The sequence below is a fragment of the Flavobacterium pasteuri genome (genome assembly GCF_048286615.1).
GTDB lineage: Bacteria > Bacteroidota > Bacteroidia > Flavobacteriales > Flavobacteriaceae > Flavobacterium.
The window spans coordinates 56314-71942 of record NZ_JBLVPN010000008.1 but is presented as its reverse complement, the minus strand read 5'-3'; the positions used below and the strand labels follow the sequence as shown (position 1 = coordinate 71942).

Sequence of the window (15629 nt, the reverse complement as noted above, 5' to 3'; positions counted from 1 at the left end):
ATTCCTAATTCGTAATTATTTTTTATCAGCTTTTTTAGGAACTGCAACAGGTTTTACTTTTTTCTTATAAATAGGGACAAAATAGGTAACGGTATAGTTAAATCCTACTCCAAAATCACCATCGTAAGTCCTGTTAAATCCAGGAATATATAAGTTAGAGAAGTTCTCAGGTTCTTTATTGGTTACTAATCGGTTCAATCGAAGACTGAAACCCACAAATACATTATTGAATACTTTTGCTTTCACTGCGGCCACCACTTCAATCCAACTGGCTGTTAAACCATCAAATTTTTCACCGGAAGGAATTACAGGAACTTCGCCAAAATAAGGATTCGCATTGTAAATTCTATAACTGTTTAATTGCTGATTAAAAGTACTGAAACCATAGCGCATGCCTACGGAAATAATATTTTCCATATCCAGCCAGTTTTCATAAACATTATAATCAAAACCTGCTTTTAGATACGAACCTTTGGTAGTGAAATTAAGGCGGTCATCATCCGTGGTTTTGTTTTCGTTTCCAATTTCGGCAGCCAAAAAATATTTTTTTGTCAATCGATAATCTCCCACAAACTCAATTCCTTTATAATTTTCGTCATATAAAGCGCGTGTCAATTTGAATAAATCCAGTCCAACACGAATCCCATATCGGTCTGTTTTTACAGGAATCGAATCGTTCTTTATGATTTCAGGATTAATTTTGACCAATGGTAATGGCGCTTCAGGAATCATTTGGTCCGTTTTGGTGTTTTTTGGATCACTTTTGACAGGAGTAGTTTGCTTCGCCCGTTCGCCTTTTGGGCTCGGGTCCTGAGCTTGTACCAAAGTCAACGATAATAGGAGACAAAAACTAAAAAAAGATCTTAATGTGTGTTTCATTTTCGTTTTCTAAGTTACTTTTTTCAACCGAGATGTATTTTATCCATTTTGTATCTGCAACTGCAGCATTGGTATGTGTGTATGGATTTATTGGGTCTAATGAAAAGATAGTTTTATAGCCACAAGCTCTCGATACAAATAATTCTTGGGTTGTATAATCAAATTTTATATTGTCTACGTTTACCAAAGCTGGATTTGGATTGCCAGAATTTAGAGTAAAACTATAACTGGTACTGGTTTCAACTGTTTTTAGCGGAATCGAAATCGTGCTCCCGTTCGTAAGGTATTTAGCATCTCCGGTAGCAGTATTAAAAACAATTCCCTCAGTCATTCCTTCGCCAACTACTTTTAGATTTGTTACATTTTTTAAAACAGAAGGGTTCAAAAAATCATAAAAGCTAATCACCAAACGAGGTGTAGTGGGAGTATTTGCATCGCAAATGTCATCTTTCTCACAACTGGAGAAGGAAAGTGCTACTGTAAGTACAATTAATATTATTTTTTTCATATCCTTTATATTGTTCCCCCTTTGGGGGTTAGGGGGCTTATCTTTTTTCCAAAAGTACAACATTCTCCACGTGATGCGTTTGTGGAAACATATCCACAGGACGTACACGGGTCACTTTGTATTTTTCATCCATTAAAGCCAAATCGCGCGCTTGTGTAGCCGAATTACAACTTACATAAACTACTTTTTCAGGAGCAATTTTCATAATTTGTTCAATTACATCTTTGTGCATTCCGTCTCTTGGTGGATCAGTGATGATTACATCAGGATGACCATGTTGTGCAATGAAACTATCGTTGAAAACAACTTTCATATCCCCTACAAAGAACTCACAATTGGTAATTTCATTTCGTTCAGCATTCAGTTTTGCATCTTTAATAGCTTCAGGAACACTTTCAACACCAATTACTTTTTTCGCTTTTTTCGAAACAAACTGAGCAATAGTTCCCGTTCCAGTATATAAATCATACACAATTTCATTTCCGGTAAGACCGGCAAAATCACGCGTTATTTTATACAATTCATACGCTTGGTCGGAGTTGGTTTGGTAAAAAGATTTTGCATTAATGCTAAATTTCAAACCTTCCATTTCTTCTAGAATGTAATCTCTTCCTTTATATAATTTAATATCTGTATCGTATAAAGTATCATTCGCTTTATTATTGATAACATATTGCAGCGAAGTAATTTGCGGGAATTTCTCGTAAAGATGGTCGAGAAGTAATTCTCTGTTGGCTTTGTCGTTTTCAAAAAACTGAATCAAAACCATGATTTCACCGGTCGAAGCAGTACGCAACATCAAAGTTCTCAATAAACCTTCGTGCGCTCTTGGATTAAAGAAAGTCAAACCATGTTCGTTAGCAAAAGCGCGAACCTCGTTTCTAATCGCATTCGATGGGTCTTCCTGTAAATGACATTTATTAATGTCCAGAATTTTGTCCCACATTTTCGGAATGTGAAAACCAAGTGCGTTTCTGTTTCCTAAATCTTCGGTGCTGTCAATTTCTTTTTCGGTTAACCAACGGCTGTTCGAAAACGAAAATTCCATTTTGTTTCTGTAAAAAAACTGTTTTTCTGAACCAAGAATCGGTTCAAATTCCGGAAGTTCTATTTTTCCAATGCGTTGCAAATGGTTTTTTACCTCATTTTGCTTGTAATACAACTGTTGCCTGTATTTCATATTTTGCCATTTACAACCACCACAAACACCAAAATGCTCGCAAATAGGCTCTACACGATGCTCTGAATATTCATGAAAATGAACCGCTTTTCCTTCATAATAAGCCTTGCGCTTCTTGAAAGTCTGCACATCAACCACATCGCCCGGAACCACATTCGGGATAAAAACTACTTTTCCGTCGGGAGCCTTTGCTACCGATACGCCTTTTGCACCAGCATCAAGGACTTTTATTTGATGAAAGACAACTTTGTCTGTATTTTTCTTTGCCATAGCGCAAAAATAAGCGTTTGAATGGTTTTATAAATTCAAATTAGGAAATATTTTTAATTTCAAGTGTTTTTTATTGGAGCTATTGAGGCTTACCGCCATAAACCCCCATTTCCGCAAGTAGTAACACTATGCATGTAAAGGAGCATTTTTTCTACTCTCTTTAAGGGGAACGAGGAATCGCTCTGTACTGACAAGTGTTTCAAAGCTTACGCAAATGAGGGGTTTCTCTGCAATTTGGGAGAGTTTAGTTTTGTTGTTAAGTGAAGATTTTAGGCAAGTAATTTCACTTTATTTCGATAAAAATACACATCAGAATAGTATTAAAAAAATCGAATTTAAGAACCAAGTACTCTTTTTAAACGTACGTTGGTTGAAGTGAAATGGTTAATTTAATATTTTATTTAGAAAATCCTAAGCATTGGTAAGAAATTAATCACTTATTTTGTTCTTTATTATTTTCTGTTGTTTAAAAAAAACGAAAACAAATTGTCATGCAGTTATATAAAAAATTATCTAACATAGGTTTTCTTAAAAATAGTTATGCGTTCAAATTTTTGTTTGTCGCATTTATAGGAATTCATATTCCGTTGATAGGTTTATTGTTTTTTGTGCTTTATGGCAGTAAAACAATTTCTGCAGATGCTATTTTAATTTTTGCCCTTACCATGACCTTAGTGGCTACAGGTACAACTTTGCTATTCTTAAAGCAACTAATTAAACCAATTGAAGTGGCTTCTAAAGCTCTAAATCTATACAGAAACAAGAGAATTGTTCCTTCATTACCAACTAATTTCTCTGATGAAGCAGGTTTATTGATGAGCAATATTCAGGATTCAATCGCTGAAAATGAAAATTTTATTACAGAAAAACAAGATTTAGTGTATTTGCTTTCCCATGATTTAAGAAACTTTGTAGGGAATTCTAAGTCGGTGGCATTACTTATTTTAGAGGAAGAGCCTTCTGAAGCAATAACAGAATTAGCTGAATTAATCCTTCAATCTACAGAACAACAGTATAATTATATTGAAAACTTCATCAAGCTTCTGAAAGAGCAAGATCAAATTATAGAAAAAAAATCCGAAAATGATATGGTGCAGTTTTCTTCTATTTTTTCTGTTGTATCAAAACAATTGGATCAGCTGCTAAGTAATAAAAACCTTAAACTGGATTTATCAATTGAAGTCGAAGAAGCACTCTTAAAAATTGATAAAGTGTTGCTGATACGAGTTTTAGTGAACTTAATTGATAATGCTGTAAAATTCTCGTTTCCGGATAGTGAAATCAAAGTTCGTGTTTATATGCAAGAAGGCAAATTGTTTTTTACAATAACAGATGCAGGTATAGGTTTTGACCAAAAGCAAAGCCACGAACTATTCAAAAAATTCACTAAAATGAGTAAATTAGGTACGTCAAATGAGCCATCAACAGGAATTGGATTGTATTTATGTAAAAAAATAATAGAAAGACACGATGGACAAATTTTAGCAGAAAGCAATGGAGCTAATAAAGGTGCTACTTTTTCGGTTATTTTTTAATGTATTTTATAGATACAACGAACTTTAAATTTTCGTTAAAAAATCCTTTTTACGAAAGCGTTTTTTTACAAATGAACTAAATTTGAGAAAACATAAAAATTGATAATTATGAAAAGAAATGCAACCGCAGTTTGGAATGGTTCACTTAAAGACGGAGCTGGGAAACTTACCACACAAAGTACCACATTAAAAGATACTCAATATTCTTTCAAATCCCGTTTTGAAGAAGGAGTGGGGACTAACCCGGAAGAATTAATTGCAGCAGCGCACTCGGGCTGTTTTACGATGCAACTTTCTGCTTATATCACTGAAGCTGGTTTTGAAATTGAAAGTATCGAGACTAAATGTGATATCGACTTGGTGGAAGGAACAATTATAACTTCCCACTTAATGGTAAATGCAAAAATAAGTGCAATAACAGATGAAGTTTTTCAACAATTAGTGACTAAAGCAGAGAAAAATTGTCCTATTTCTAAATTATTGAATGCTGCAATTTCGACCACTGCGACTTTAGTATAAAATAAGATTCACATAAAAAAAGGCTCGATTTAATTTAAATCGGGCCTTTTTTATGTGATAAAATGGATTACCAAAGTTGGTGTACTTCGGATTTTATATAGCGGTCATAAATGTCATTCATCGCTGCAGTTTTTTCGTAAGTTAATTTAGGTAAATTATAAACCGATAAATTGGATAAAACATGGTTTTCATTAGAAGCGCCAGGAATTATACAGCTTACTTCATCAAAACCTAAAATCCATTGTAAAGCAATGGGAGCTAAGTTTGTTGCTTCTGGAAATAATGATTTCAATTCTTCTACGGCTTTTAAGCCCAGTTCGTAATTAATACCGGAGAATGTTTCGCCTTTGTCAAAAGCAGCTCCATCTCTATTAAAATTGCGATGATCTTGAGTGTCAAAAGTAGTTTTAGCATTGAATTTCCCAGTCAGAAGTCCGCTCGCTAAAGGAACTCTTGCAATTATACCAACATCATGTTTCATTGCTTCTTTGAAAAACAGTTCGGATGGACGCTGGCGAAAAAGATTAAAAATAATCTGAACCGAAGTTACATTTGGAAATTCAATCGCTTTTAGCCCTTCTTCGACTTTTTCGACGCTAACGCCAAGATTTAAAATTTTCCCTTGCTCTTTCAAACGGTCAAACATTTCAAATATTTCCGGACGATAAAATACTTCAGTCGGAGGACAATGCAATTGTATTAAATCCAGTGTTTCAAGTCCAGTTCTTCTCAAACTATCTTCCACAAATTGTTGTAGCACTTTGGACTGATAACCTTCATTTACGTGCGGATTAATGTGACGACCGCATTTTGTAGCCACATAAATTCGTTCAGAACGGGAACGAACCACTCGACCTACAGCAGTTTCACTTAATCCGTTTTCATAAACATCGGCTGTATCAATAAAATTTACGCCGTTGTCAATCGCGGTATTGATTAACTCATCTGCGGTTTTATCATTGAAAGGAGAACCCCATTTTCCGCCTACCTGCCATGTGCCAAGAGATATTTCTGAAATTTCAAAATCTGTTTTACCCAATCTGCGATAGTTCATTTTTCGTTTCTTTTTAAAGTAATAATTTATTTTTGCAATAAGACTTTGGTGATTGCTTTTTCCGCAAGTGGTGCCATTACTTGATATCCTGTTTTATTTGGGTGTACTTCATCATTAGAGTACGAAGCAGGCAAACCTTTTCGTTCATCTGCCATAGCCGAAAAGTAATCAAGATATAGAATGCCATTGGCGTCAGCGTAATTTTTTATCATTTTATTGAGTACCATTACTTTTTCAGCTGGATTTTGATTTGGCTTCCAAGAGAAATCATAAGCGGGCAATACAGAACAAAGAATGACTTTAATCTGGTTTGCTTTTGCCAATTCGGCCATCGAAAAAATATTATTTGCAATCATATCCAATGTTGCAGGACCGGTATTGCCGGCAATATCATTTATTCCAGCCAAAATAAGCACAGCGGCGGGTTTTAAAGCGATAACATCAGCTCTGAAACGTATCAGCATCTGAGGCGTAGTTTGACCGCTAATACCGCGATTAACGTATGGTTTTCCGGCAAAATATTCGGGGTCGGTTATACTCCAAAATTCAGTTATGGAATCTCCCATAAATACAATTCTTTTTTGTCCGGGTGTTACCGGTTTCAGATTTGCATTTTCATTTTGGTATTTATTTAAATTTGGCCAGTCTTGAGCCTGTACTTTTCCTCCCATAATGATTGATAAAAATAGAATGCAGTAAATTAATGGTGTGTTTTTCATTTGTAACCAGATTATAAAGTTTGAATCATTTAATAGTGTATTGATTAAAATAGAAATTGTTCTTGCTTAAAATCGAAACAACCTTCCTTTTTATATCCGAAAGATACAGAAAAGGAAGGTTATTTTTATAACGTGTAATTAATTTAATCAAACAAATCTGAAGATAAATAGCGATCGCCACGGTCACAGATAATGGCTACAATAACTCCTGATTCTAATTCTTCGGCCATTTTTATTGCAGCTGCAACTGAACCGCCACTGCTCATTCCTGCAAAAACTCCTTCTTCCAGAGCCAAACGTTTGGTCATGGCTCGTGCTTCGTCTTCAGAGACTTCAATGATTGTGTCTACTTTCTTGGCGTCAAAAATTTTAGGCAAATATTCTTCAGGCCATTTTCTGATTCCCGGAATTTGAGATCCATCGCTGGGTTGGGCACCTACAATTTGAATCGCAGGATTCTTTTCTTTTAAGTAAGTTGAAGTGCCTATAATCGTCCCTGTTGTCCCCATAGCAGAAACAAAATGGGTTACGGTTCCTTCTGTATCATTCCATATTTCAGGGCCTGTAGTTTTATAATGTGCTTTCCAGTTGTCATCATTTGCAAACTGATTGAGCATGATGTAACCGCCTTCGGCTACTTTTTTATCAGCATAATCTCTGGAGCCTATTATTCCGGTAGCTGCTGGTGTCAAAATTACGGTTGCGCCATAAGCACGCATGGTTTGGGTGCGCTCTTTGGTAGAATCTTCCGGAAGTACCAATTCGATTTCGATATTGAATAATTGGGCAATCATGGCCAAAGCTATTCCGGTGTTGCCACTAGTCGCTTCAATAAGTTTATCTCCTTTTTTGATTTCTCCTCTTTCTAATGCGGAAGCAATCATATTGTAGGCTGCGCGATCTTTTACACTGCCACCAGGATTGTTTCCTTCAAGTTTCAGTAAAAGTTTTACGTTTTTATTTTTTATCAAATTAGTAGTTTCTACTAAAGGCGTGTTTCCTATAAGGTCTAATATTTTTTGTGATTTCATGCTGTTAGATGTCTTAAATTGTAATAATCAGATTTTAAGTTGATTACAATTAGTATTCGTTTTTGAACAATGTTTTTTAAAGGGAGATTTTAAAAACAGCAACAACAATAGCAGAAAGAAATATTTTTGTAGTTCAGTGACATTTTTATGGGTTTTAAAACGAAACGCAAAGATATTGAACTATTTCGAATTATTTCTTTCTTAAACATAAAGCTATCTTGTTTATTGAAACACTTTTGTTAAATAAATGCATAGTAAATGCAGTGGGAAATACTGTTTTAGCTTTTTAAGATAAAAAAGATGTTGTGTATCTGTTTTATTTTCAATGTATAGGAGTTGAATTATTAGTTTTGATGAAAGTGTTTTTTAAATTAGCCAATAAATAACAATCCATGATATCCAAGACTACTTTTATAAGCGATATTTCCCAAAAAGAATTTCCATTAGCGGATAAAATTGCTGCCAAAACCATACGAAACCCAATATTAGCTCTTATACAAACGGATTATCCTGATTTTGATGAGGAAAAATCCCTCTCAATTGGGGAGTTGAATATGTATCGGGAGAGATACATTTCTAATTATTTATTGGTCGAAATAGGGGAGTTGTCAAATCTGGAAACCAGAGTTATCGGTTCCTTGAACGAGGATAAATCATTAGTGAGTATTGTTGAGGATGAAATAGGTGTTCGTACAGTGGGGCAAAAAGTAGCGGATAAAGTTGCTGCCTTTGGTGGAAGCTGGAAATTTATAATCCTTTTTGGAGTATTTATTCTTTTTTGGATTCTGATTAATATTTATGTTTTCTTGAACAAAGGATTTGATCCGTACCCATTTATTTTGTTGAATTTAATTTTGTCATGTCTTGCCGCACTTCAAGCTCCAGTAATTATGATGAGTCAAAATCGTCAAGAAGAAAAAGACAGGGAAAGAGCCAAAAAAGATTATATGATAAATTTGAAATCAGAACTTGAAATTAGAATGCTTCATGAGAAACTGGATCATTTAATTATGCACCAACAAGAAGAATTAATAAAAATTCAAAAAGTCCAAATCGAAATGATGAATGATATTTTGACTCGAATCAAATAATTTTTGTTCTAAAAAATCAAAAAAAGAACTTTTTAGTAGTGCTTAAAATAATAACCCACAATCATAAAAATGCCATTTAATATTGCTGAGCCAATGATGATTTTTTTGTAATTCCTGTTTTTGTCGATAAAATTAAAACCTAGAATTCCTAGAAATAACAGGGTGGTAAAAATGGCTGGATACATCTTAAAAGCACCTTCAAAATCTCCTTTCAAAAGCAACAAAAAACTCCTCTGAAAACCACAGCCCAAACACTCTATTCCAAAGAGGGTTTTGCTTAAACAAGGGAGCATATATTTTTCTAAATCCAATGGTTTTTCTTTTTACAATTTTACGAAAAAATAAGAAACGGTTGCGATAATAATTGATGCAATTTTAAATTCATTACTTTTGAAAACTGATATTTAAAAAGATGAGAAAGTTTATTATTCCAATAATGGTTGTGGCGATAACTGTTGCTTTATACGAGCAGGTAAGTGCCGAAAAAAATGTGTATATAATGGTAATTGCAATTGTGGTTTTCATGATGGGAATGATGCAATTGAGTGCCAAGACGCCAAGTAAAAATCAAGATAAAGAAGACGAAAATGTTTAACAAAGGAGATAAGGTTTCAGTGCTCGATGAAGCCATCAATGGAGTAGTGTTGTCAGTCAACGAGAAGCAAGTTACGATTGAAACAGAGGATGGATTCATGATGACATTTTTTGTCAATGAGTTGATTAAAATAAATGATTCCAGTAACTTACTTGACTCTATCAGAAGAATTAATGTAAGTGAGGTTTCAAAAGAAAAAGAGATACCAAAACCACGAAGTTTTGTGAAAGAAAAGAAATCAAAGCACGAAATTCCCGCTCCGGAGTTTGATTTACACATCGAAAAACTGGTGCCAAATAAACGTGGAATGTCGAATTATGATATTCTGACTTTGCAGACTGACACGGCAAAACGACACATAGAATTTGCCATCCGGAATCGCATTCCCAAAATTGTTTTTATCCACGGTGTGGGTGAAGGAGTTCTAAAAGCAGAGCTGGATTTTTTATTGGGTCGCTATGATAACATTGCTTTTCAAGAAGGGAATTATCAAAAATATGGTCAAGGTGCAACAGAAGTTTTTATCAAGCAAAGTGCCATGTAAGTTTTGTTTTAGTTATTAAAAGCTCAAAAAAAGGTCCGATTTTCAAGCAAATTTTCTAATGAAAACAGCTTAAAAATCGGACCTTTTTTTGGACTAAAAACGGTTGTTTTTTGCCTCTATTTTTGCTTCTTATTTGGGATTAATTTGTAGTCAATAATTCACCATAAATGTAATTATCACCCAAAATAAAATCACTGCTTCCCTTCTTCATTTTTGCTTTTTTAAGGACAACGGTGTGTTTGAAACCAGCTCCTAAAGTAGTAGTAGTTACCTCTACAATTCCGCTTTCGTTTGCCACTCCAGCTACTCCGATCCATTCTTCACTTACTGCAGGAGTTGCCGGAAAAGTGGTGTTGCAAAAATAAGTACCCGTAAGTAAACCAGAGAATAATCGATACGTAAGTTTGTTTTTGGTATCACTTATTAATCCGGTTCTTGGAGCGTTTAGCGGTGTCGCTTGATTAACAATTAAAGCGGGATCAATGTCTAAAATAAGAGCTTCACTACTATTGTAATCATACAATTGTTTTGAAGAACTGCATTGTTCAAGCGTTTTATTGAATGCAAAAGGTAAAGGAGTAGCACTAATTATATAGTCACCAAAAGGGAATGTTTCGTAAACTTGTGTTCCGTTACTTTTTACAAATGTGATGTTTTTAAAGGTAATATTATGATTGTAACCCGTAATTTTAGTACTGTTATCAGTAGTATTTGTGGTCTTTATAGCGGTAGTGTTTATAATTATTTTTCCGCCTGAAGTAGTCCATTGATCCATAACTATAGGTGTTGCCGGCGGTATAGTTTCGCAAATGGTTGAGGAAGTTACGGCGCCGTTGTAAAAGCGGTATAGTACACGATTTGAAGTATTAATGTCTAATTCCTGCGATATAGTTTCAGTAGGGAAAGTAAATCCCAGAACTTCAAGAATAAGGGCCTCACTATCCTTTAGTTTGTAGATAATATCATTTGTAGTACAATTTTGTGCGGCAACATCTTCAAAACTAATGTCTTCTTGAATCAAATCTCCATCATCACAACCGTTTAACAGTAACGCAAAAACCAGTAGGCTTACAACTCTTTTCATTTTTATAAAATTTGTAACAAAAATAGAATTTTTAATTTGTTCCAATTGCATTCCCCTTTAAAAATAGATTATTTAACAGGATATTGGGTTTTTAAATTTCAATTAGAGAGAGAGATAGAAAAGCATGTGCTTTATTGTATTGCTACTATTGGATGAATTCAAAGCGAATAGAAATCATTATCTTTGCGCAAATTTTACACTATAATGAGACCTAATAAATATTATTTAGCTGCTTTCTCTGCCTTTTTTATCTGGGGTTTTTTTAGTTTAGCATTAAAACCATTACACAATTATCCTTCTTTAGACATTTTATTTTACCGTGTTTTTTTTAGTGTGGCGCTGATGGTAATTATCAATGTCGTTTTTCGACGCAATATCATACTGCAAAATTGGAATCATTTCAAATCGATGACAGCAAAACAAAAGCAAAGTGTTATCTCGTTGACACTTGGCGGTGGCGTATTTCTATCCTCAAACTGGTTTGTTTTTATTTATGTGATGAATCACGTTAGTGTAAAAGCGGCTTCATTAGCGTATATGATTTGCCCAATTTTAACGACTATATTGGCTTTTTTTATATTAAAAGAGAAACTGAGTAAATGGCAATGGGTTGCCGTTTTGATAAGTGCCTTTAGTTGTATTTTATTGTCATTGAATCATTTTGAAGACATTTTTTATAGCCTTATTACGGCAGCGACATATGCAATGTATTTAGTGAGTCAACGAAAAAATAGTGAATTGGATAAATTCCTTGTTTTGACAATTCAATTAGTTTTTACTGCAATAATTCTGCTTCCTTTTTATCCCAATTATAGCGGAGATTTGCCCACAGAACCCTTATTTTATGGATGTTTACTGGTAATCGTAGTCTTTTTTACGATTATTCCGTTGTTTTTAAACTTGTACGCATTAAAAGGAATTAATTCGTCTGCAGTTGGGATTATGATTTATATTAATCCGATTATTGGGTTTCTATTAGCGGTATTTTATTATGATGAAAACGTTAGTTCACTTCAGTTATTTTCCTATTTTCTGATTATGATTTCGATAGTTGTTTTTAATGAAAAGCTTATTTTTTCTAGAAAATCGAAAAGTATTCCAGCAGAAATAGAGGGTTTAAAATAATTTATAATTTTCAAAAAAATGAAAAAAGTATATCTCGATAACGCTTCTACAACCGCTATTCGTACCGAAGTAATCCAGGAAATGACTAAAGTGATGACGGAAGATTATGGAAATCCATCATCAACGCATAGTTTGGGTCGTGCCGCCAAAAGTATATTGGAACTTTCCAGAAAATCAATTGCTAAGAATCTAAATGCGACTGCTCAGGAAATTATTTTCACCTCTTGTGGCACCGAAGCTAACAATTGGATACTTCGTTCTGCAGTTAGAGATTTACAGGTAAAACGAATTATTACTAGTAAAATAGAGCACCATGCAGTTTTATACACAGCTTTAGTCTTAGAAAAAGAATATGATATTCAAATTGATTATGTGAATGTGAAACCAAATGGAGATATAGACATTACTCATTTAGTAGAGTTACTTTCGCAGGAAACCCACATCAAAAAAGAATTTTCTTCCGATGAAATAAAAAAGTGGGTTCCTGACAACCAAAACTTAAATGCTTTTTCGGAAGAAAAGAAAACATTGGTCAGCCTGATGCACGTGAATAATGAAACGGGAAACATTCTGGATTTAGAAAGAATAGGTCGCATTTGTAAAGAGCATAATGTATTATTTCATTCGGATACGGTTCAATCTACAGGGAAAGTAGCGATTGATTTGCAAACTATTCCTGTTGATTTTATTGTGGCAAGTGCGCATAAATTTCATGGACCAAAAGGGGTTGGTTTTGCTTTTATTCGAAAAAATTCTGGGTTACAACCCTTGTTTTTTGGTGGAGAACAAGAAAAAGGATTGCGTGCTGGAACTGAAGCGTTGCACCAAATTGCTGGCATGGCAAAAGCATTAGAAGTTTCCTATACCAACTTAGAAGCTGAGCAAAATCATATTGCTGAGTTAAAAACCTATTTGATTGCCCAACTCAAAATTGAATTTCCGGAATTTAAAATTAATGGAAATCCGGATGGGTTTTATACTGTTTTGAATGTTCTTTTGCCTTTTGCACCAGCAAAAACGGCTATGATCTTATTTCATTTAGATATTAAAGGAATTGCTGTTTCCCGCGGAAGCGCCTGTCAGTCAGGAAGCATAAAGCCTTCTCATGTTTTAGCCGAAATGCTTTCTGTAGAGGATTTGAAAAAACCAAGTTTGCGCATATCGTTCAGTCATTTCAACACAAAAGAGGATATTAATTTACTTATTGATGCGTTGAAAACAATATAAAAATTGAGCTCGAAAAAATGGTGTCATTTATTTTCACTTATTTTTTTGTTCTTTCAATTTTACTTTTTCTTGTTTTTTAAAATAACCCCGAAATAGAAAATTGTGTTTCAAGGCTTCCATATTTTCATTGAGACGCAAACTAGCTCCGTTAATATTTGTCATCGTTGAGTCTATTTTATGTACTAATTCCGGATTATTGGATAAGTAGTAAATTTTGAATGACGTTTGTTGAACATTTTATAAAAAACTATTGTATTACTGTTTATTCCTTCTCACTTTTTGTATCCATCATTTCCATTAGTTTCATTCCAAGAAGACCGCTGATTGGTCCATCAGATCCATTATTTCCAGAGATTAAAACATCAGGAATTACTTTGATTTTTCCTTTGCCAATCTCCTCCGTTATTTTGTATTTCGTGAAATTATCACCACCCATTGCAGAAACTTGTAATTGATAGGCTTCGGCAGTTGATTTACCTATAGCCATAATTTTTTCAGCTTCAGCAAGACCCGTTTTAGAAATTCTTTCAGCTTCGGCACTTGCAGTTAGTTTTGTCGCTTCTGCTTGTGCTCCAGCTCTTGCTTTAGTAGCTTCCGCTTCGGCATTGGCACGCATTTTAGTAGCTTCTGCCTCTGCATTTACATTTAATTTTAAACTAGTTGCATCTCCTTCTGCTTTTTTAACTGTTGCATCAGCAGTACGTTGTGCAATTTCAACACTTTGAGATGCTTTTACGATTTCTTTTTGCATATCCGCAATAGCAGTTTCTTTTTCCATTCCCTGACGTTGTTCCTGAGCCATTCTTTGCGTCTGATAAGTTTTTTGCTCTTCTTCGGCAATCTTCCTGTCAGTTAGAGTTTTCATTAAGGATTCTGGAGGTACAATATCTCCTATTAGTGTATCAACGGCATTTACATTGTATTCATCAAGAACCACTTTGATATGATTTTTAGCAGATTCCTGACGTTCTTTTCTTGTTGATAAAAAGGATATTACATCACTTTCTTGAGCGGAGTTTCTAAAATAATTCCCTATTGTTGGTTCTAAAACCTGCGAAACAAGATTATTCATACTCCCAAAACGGGCAATTACTTTTGGAGCTTCATTCGCGGGAACATGAATAATTTGTGAAACATCGAGATTAAAAGGGAAACCATCTTTTGAGCGAACGGTAATTGTGGATAAATTTTGGTCTAAATTATGGGATTCACTGCGTGCATCTGCCCAGTTCAACACTAGATTTGTTGTAGGAACAGGCTCTAATTTAGTAGTGTATTTATTTAAGGCATATTTTCCAGGACCAAGCGGCTCCATCCATACACCACGTTGCCCTTTTGAAACAATATTTCCATGTTTGAAAGTATCACCTGTTACATCTTGTCCGTCTTCGCCAATATAAGAGATCACAACCCCAACATACCCTATGGGCACATCTGTCATAGGAGTTTGCTCTATTTGTATCGCCCAAGTATTGATATAATAGGATCCGGCAAGCATAACCTGTGGTTGCAATCCACGATTTCCACCATTTTTTAGAAATTGATCAAAATCTTGAAAGTTATTATGATTTTCAACAAATTTACCTGCTATTTGGCCAATAGGAATTGGCTCACCATCCATAGCAGTTACAATTCCGACCATATTCTCTGAAATCACAATTTGAGGAGACATTACCACTTCAAATAAAAAGGTATTAATCCTGTAAGATCCTGTAGTTATAAAGGCGGATTGACGTCCTTTTTGCCCACCATTATTGAGAAATAAGGTAGCGTCCTGAAAATTGTCTGAATTCACTTTTTGTGCCAAAATTCTACCCGTTGGTATTTCGGCACCATCCTTACTTAAAAGTAGCCCAATATTACCTTCAGGGATAATGGTAAATGGAGCCATTTCAACAGAAAATTGCCACGGCCACATAGCCCAATATAATCCTGGAGCAAGTGTTTTTGCCTGAAAACCAGCCTCCCCTTTGGTAGCTATAATTCTACCGTCTGGTAAGGATTTTTCAGATCCAAAGAGGACAAATTTCTTGGTCACTAAACCAATTTTATCTTCAGGAACGATTACCATTCCGAAGAAAACACGTAAAACGAATTTGTAAAGAATTAGGCATATAATCAATGCCAGTACCCACCAATAATTTGTAATTGTTGTCATATTTTATAAATTAGAATTGTAAAATTAAGGCAATTTTTAGTGTTAATTCTAAAAATCAGAATAATTAACGTTTGAATAATCTTACTAAATTTATATAAAAAAATGTGGCT

At 34.4% G+C, this 15629-nt stretch carries 16 protein-coding genes; 7 read left to right on the top strand and 9 right to left on the bottom strand.

All coding sequences use genetic code 11. From position 1 onward, the window contains the following. Positions 1 to 15 precede the first annotated feature (15 nt). From ACNQF6_RS12670 to rlmD, 3 genes are read right to left on the bottom strand one after another with little or no spacing between them, the layout of a single operon-like run. Positions 16 to 879 carry a DUF6048 family protein gene (locus ACNQF6_RS12670; protein ID WP_417966273.1) on the bottom strand — a complete coding sequence of 288 codons (864 nt, stop codon included), beginning with the start codon at positions 877 to 879 and terminating at the stop codon, positions 16 to 18. Continuing rightward, positions 851 to 1387 carry a DUF6452 family protein gene (locus tag ACNQF6_RS12665; protein ID WP_417966272.1) on the bottom strand — a complete coding sequence of 179 codons (537 nt, stop codon included), beginning with the start codon at positions 1385 to 1387 and terminating at the stop codon, positions 851 to 853. Before ACNQF6_RS12665 ends, ACNQF6_RS12670 begins: the two co-directional genes overlap by 29 nt. 37 nt (positions 1388 to 1424) lie before the next feature. After that, a complete protein-coding gene (rlmD, locus tag ACNQF6_RS12660; protein WP_417966271.1) occupies positions 1425 to 2837 on the bottom strand; it encodes a 23S rRNA (uracil(1939)-C(5))-methyltransferase RlmD in 1413 nt (470 codons plus the stop codon). A 491-nt stretch (positions 2838 to 3328) separates the two neighbouring features. Here rlmD and ACNQF6_RS12655 point away from each other — a divergent pair, with 491 nt between their 5' ends. Both ACNQF6_RS12655 and ACNQF6_RS12650 read left to right on the top strand, forming a co-directional pair. Beyond that, positions 3329 to 4372 (top strand): sensor histidine kinase, encoded by a 1044-nt coding sequence (locus ACNQF6_RS12655; protein WP_417966270.1) that lies wholly within the window; start codon positions 3329 to 3331, stop codon positions 4370 to 4372. Between the two features lie 108 nt (positions 4373 to 4480). Then, positions 4481 to 4891 carry an OsmC family peroxiredoxin gene (locus ACNQF6_RS12650; RefSeq protein WP_417966269.1) on the top strand — a complete coding sequence of 137 codons (411 nt, stop codon included), beginning with the start codon at positions 4481 to 4483 and terminating at the stop codon, positions 4889 to 4891. A 67-nt stretch (positions 4892 to 4958) separates the two neighbouring features. Here ACNQF6_RS12650 and ACNQF6_RS12645 read toward each other — a convergent pair whose 3' ends face one another. The 3 genes from ACNQF6_RS12645 to cysM all read right to left on the bottom strand — a co-directional run bounded on the left by ACNQF6_RS12645 (position 4959) and on the right by cysM (position 7695). Further along, positions 4959 to 5945, bottom strand: coding sequence for an aldo/keto reductase (locus ACNQF6_RS12645; RefSeq protein WP_417966268.1), 987 nt, complete (start codon positions 5943 to 5945; stop codon positions 4959 to 4961). Between the two features lie 26 nt (positions 5946 to 5971). Further along, a complete protein-coding gene (locus ACNQF6_RS12640; RefSeq protein WP_417966266.1) occupies positions 5972 to 6664 on the bottom strand; it encodes an SGNH/GDSL hydrolase family protein in 693 nt (230 codons plus the stop codon). Between the two features lie 143 nt (positions 6665 to 6807). Then, positions 6808 to 7695 carry a cysteine synthase CysM gene (cysM, locus tag ACNQF6_RS12635; RefSeq protein ID WP_417966265.1) on the bottom strand — a complete coding sequence of 296 codons (888 nt, stop codon included), beginning with the start codon at positions 7693 to 7695 and terminating at the stop codon, positions 6808 to 6810. Positions 7696 to 8087: 392 nt separating this feature from the next. Between cysM and ACNQF6_RS12630 the strand changes: the two genes are divergently transcribed. Then, the gene (locus ACNQF6_RS12630; protein WP_417966264.1) at positions 8088 to 8786 is read left to right on the top strand and encodes a DUF1003 domain-containing protein; all 699 of its coding nucleotides are present in this window, start codon (positions 8088 to 8090) and stop codon (positions 8784 to 8786) included. A gap of 32 nt (positions 8787 to 8818) precedes the next feature. Here ACNQF6_RS12630 and ACNQF6_RS12625 read toward each other — a convergent pair whose 3' ends face one another. After that, positions 8819 to 9097 (bottom strand): DUF2752 domain-containing protein, encoded by a 279-nt coding sequence (locus tag ACNQF6_RS12625; RefSeq protein ID WP_121342508.1) that lies wholly within the window; start codon positions 9095 to 9097, stop codon positions 8819 to 8821. 101 nt (positions 9098 to 9198) lie between these two features. Between ACNQF6_RS12625 and ACNQF6_RS12620 the strand changes: the two genes are divergently transcribed. Both ACNQF6_RS12620 and ACNQF6_RS12615 read left to right on the top strand, forming a co-directional pair. Further along, positions 9199 to 9381, top strand: a complete 183-nt coding sequence (locus tag ACNQF6_RS12620) for a hypothetical protein (protein ID WP_099714810.1) — start codon at positions 9199 to 9201, stop codon at positions 9379 to 9381. After that, a complete protein-coding gene (locus ACNQF6_RS12615; protein ID WP_099714811.1) occupies positions 9374 to 9925 on the top strand; it encodes a Smr/MutS family protein in 552 nt (183 codons plus the stop codon). The genes ACNQF6_RS12620 and ACNQF6_RS12615 overlap by 8 nt, the downstream gene beginning before the upstream one ends. A 139-nt stretch (positions 9926 to 10064) precedes the next feature. On the opposite strand, the gene ACNQF6_RS12610 is transcribed toward ACNQF6_RS12615, so the two are convergent. Further along, positions 10065 to 11009 carry a hypothetical protein gene (locus tag ACNQF6_RS12610; protein ID WP_417966263.1) on the bottom strand — a complete coding sequence of 315 codons (945 nt, stop codon included), beginning with the start codon at positions 11007 to 11009 and terminating at the stop codon, positions 10065 to 10067. Between the two features lie 204 nt (positions 11010 to 11213). Here ACNQF6_RS12610 and ACNQF6_RS12605 point away from each other — a divergent pair, with 204 nt between their 5' ends. Both ACNQF6_RS12605 and ACNQF6_RS12600 read left to right on the top strand, forming a co-directional pair. Next, positions 11214 to 12134: an EamA family transporter gene (locus ACNQF6_RS12605; protein ID WP_417966262.1), complete on the top strand. Its 921-nt coding sequence runs from the start codon at positions 11214 to 11216 to the stop codon at positions 12132 to 12134. A gap of 18 nt (positions 12135 to 12152) precedes the next feature. Continuing rightward, complete coding sequence (locus tag ACNQF6_RS12600; protein WP_417966261.1) at positions 12153 to 13361, top strand: cysteine desulfurase family protein; 1209 nt, start codon at positions 12153 to 12155, stop codon at positions 13359 to 13361. Positions 13362 to 13623: 262 nt separating this feature from the next. Here ACNQF6_RS12600 and ACNQF6_RS12595 read toward each other — a convergent pair whose 3' ends face one another. Further along, positions 13624 to 15519, bottom strand: coding sequence for an SPFH domain-containing protein (locus ACNQF6_RS12595; RefSeq protein WP_417966260.1), 1896 nt, complete (start codon positions 15517 to 15519; stop codon positions 13624 to 13626). Positions 15520 to 15629: the final 110 nt, after the last annotated feature.

Coding starts and splice junctions, on each gene's coding strand:
- ACNQF6_RS12655 (WP_417966270.1), top strand. CDS start 3,329: ATGCAGTTATATAAAAAATTATCTAACATAGGTTTTCTTAAAAATAGT.
- ACNQF6_RS12670 (WP_417966273.1), bottom strand. CDS start 879: ATGAAACACACATTAAGATCTTTTTTTAGTTTTTGTCTCCTATTATCG.
- cysM (WP_417966265.1), bottom strand. CDS start 7,695: ATGAAATCACAAAAAATATTAGACCTTATAGGAAACACGCCTTTAGTA.
- ACNQF6_RS12650 (WP_417966269.1), top strand. CDS start 4,481: ATGAAAAGAAATGCAACCGCAGTTTGGAATGGTTCACTTAAAGACGGA.
- ACNQF6_RS12665 (WP_417966272.1), bottom strand. CDS start 1,387: ATGAAAAAAATAATATTAATTGTACTTACAGTAGCACTTTCCTTCTCC.
- ACNQF6_RS12620 (WP_099714810.1), top strand. CDS start 9,199: ATGAGAAAGTTTATTATTCCAATAATGGTTGTGGCGATAACTGTTGCT.
- ACNQF6_RS12600 (WP_417966261.1), top strand. CDS start 12,153: ATGAAAAAAGTATATCTCGATAACGCTTCTACAACCGCTATTCGTACC.
- ACNQF6_RS12615 (WP_099714811.1), top strand. CDS start 9,374: ATGTTTAACAAAGGAGATAAGGTTTCAGTGCTCGATGAAGCCATCAAT.
- ACNQF6_RS12645 (WP_417966268.1), bottom strand. CDS start 5,945: ATGAACTATCGCAGATTGGGTAAAACAGATTTTGAAATTTCAGAAATA.
- ACNQF6_RS12630 (WP_417966264.1), top strand. CDS start 8,088: ATGATATCCAAGACTACTTTTATAAGCGATATTTCCCAAAAAGAATTT.
- ACNQF6_RS12640 (WP_417966266.1), bottom strand. CDS start 6,664: ATGAAAAACACACCATTAATTTACTGCATTCTATTTTTATCAATCATT.
- ACNQF6_RS12605 (WP_417966262.1), top strand. CDS start 11,214: ATGAGACCTAATAAATATTATTTAGCTGCTTTCTCTGCCTTTTTTATC.
- ACNQF6_RS12595 (WP_417966260.1), bottom strand. CDS start 15,519: ATGACAACAATTACAAATTATTGGTGGGTACTGGCATTGATTATATGC.
- ACNQF6_RS12610 (WP_417966263.1), bottom strand. CDS start 11,009: ATGAAAAGAGTTGTAAGCCTACTGGTTTTTGCGTTACTGTTAAACGGT.
- rlmD (WP_417966271.1), bottom strand. CDS start 2,837: ATGGCAAAGAAAAATACAGACAAAGTTGTCTTTCATCAAATAAAAGTC.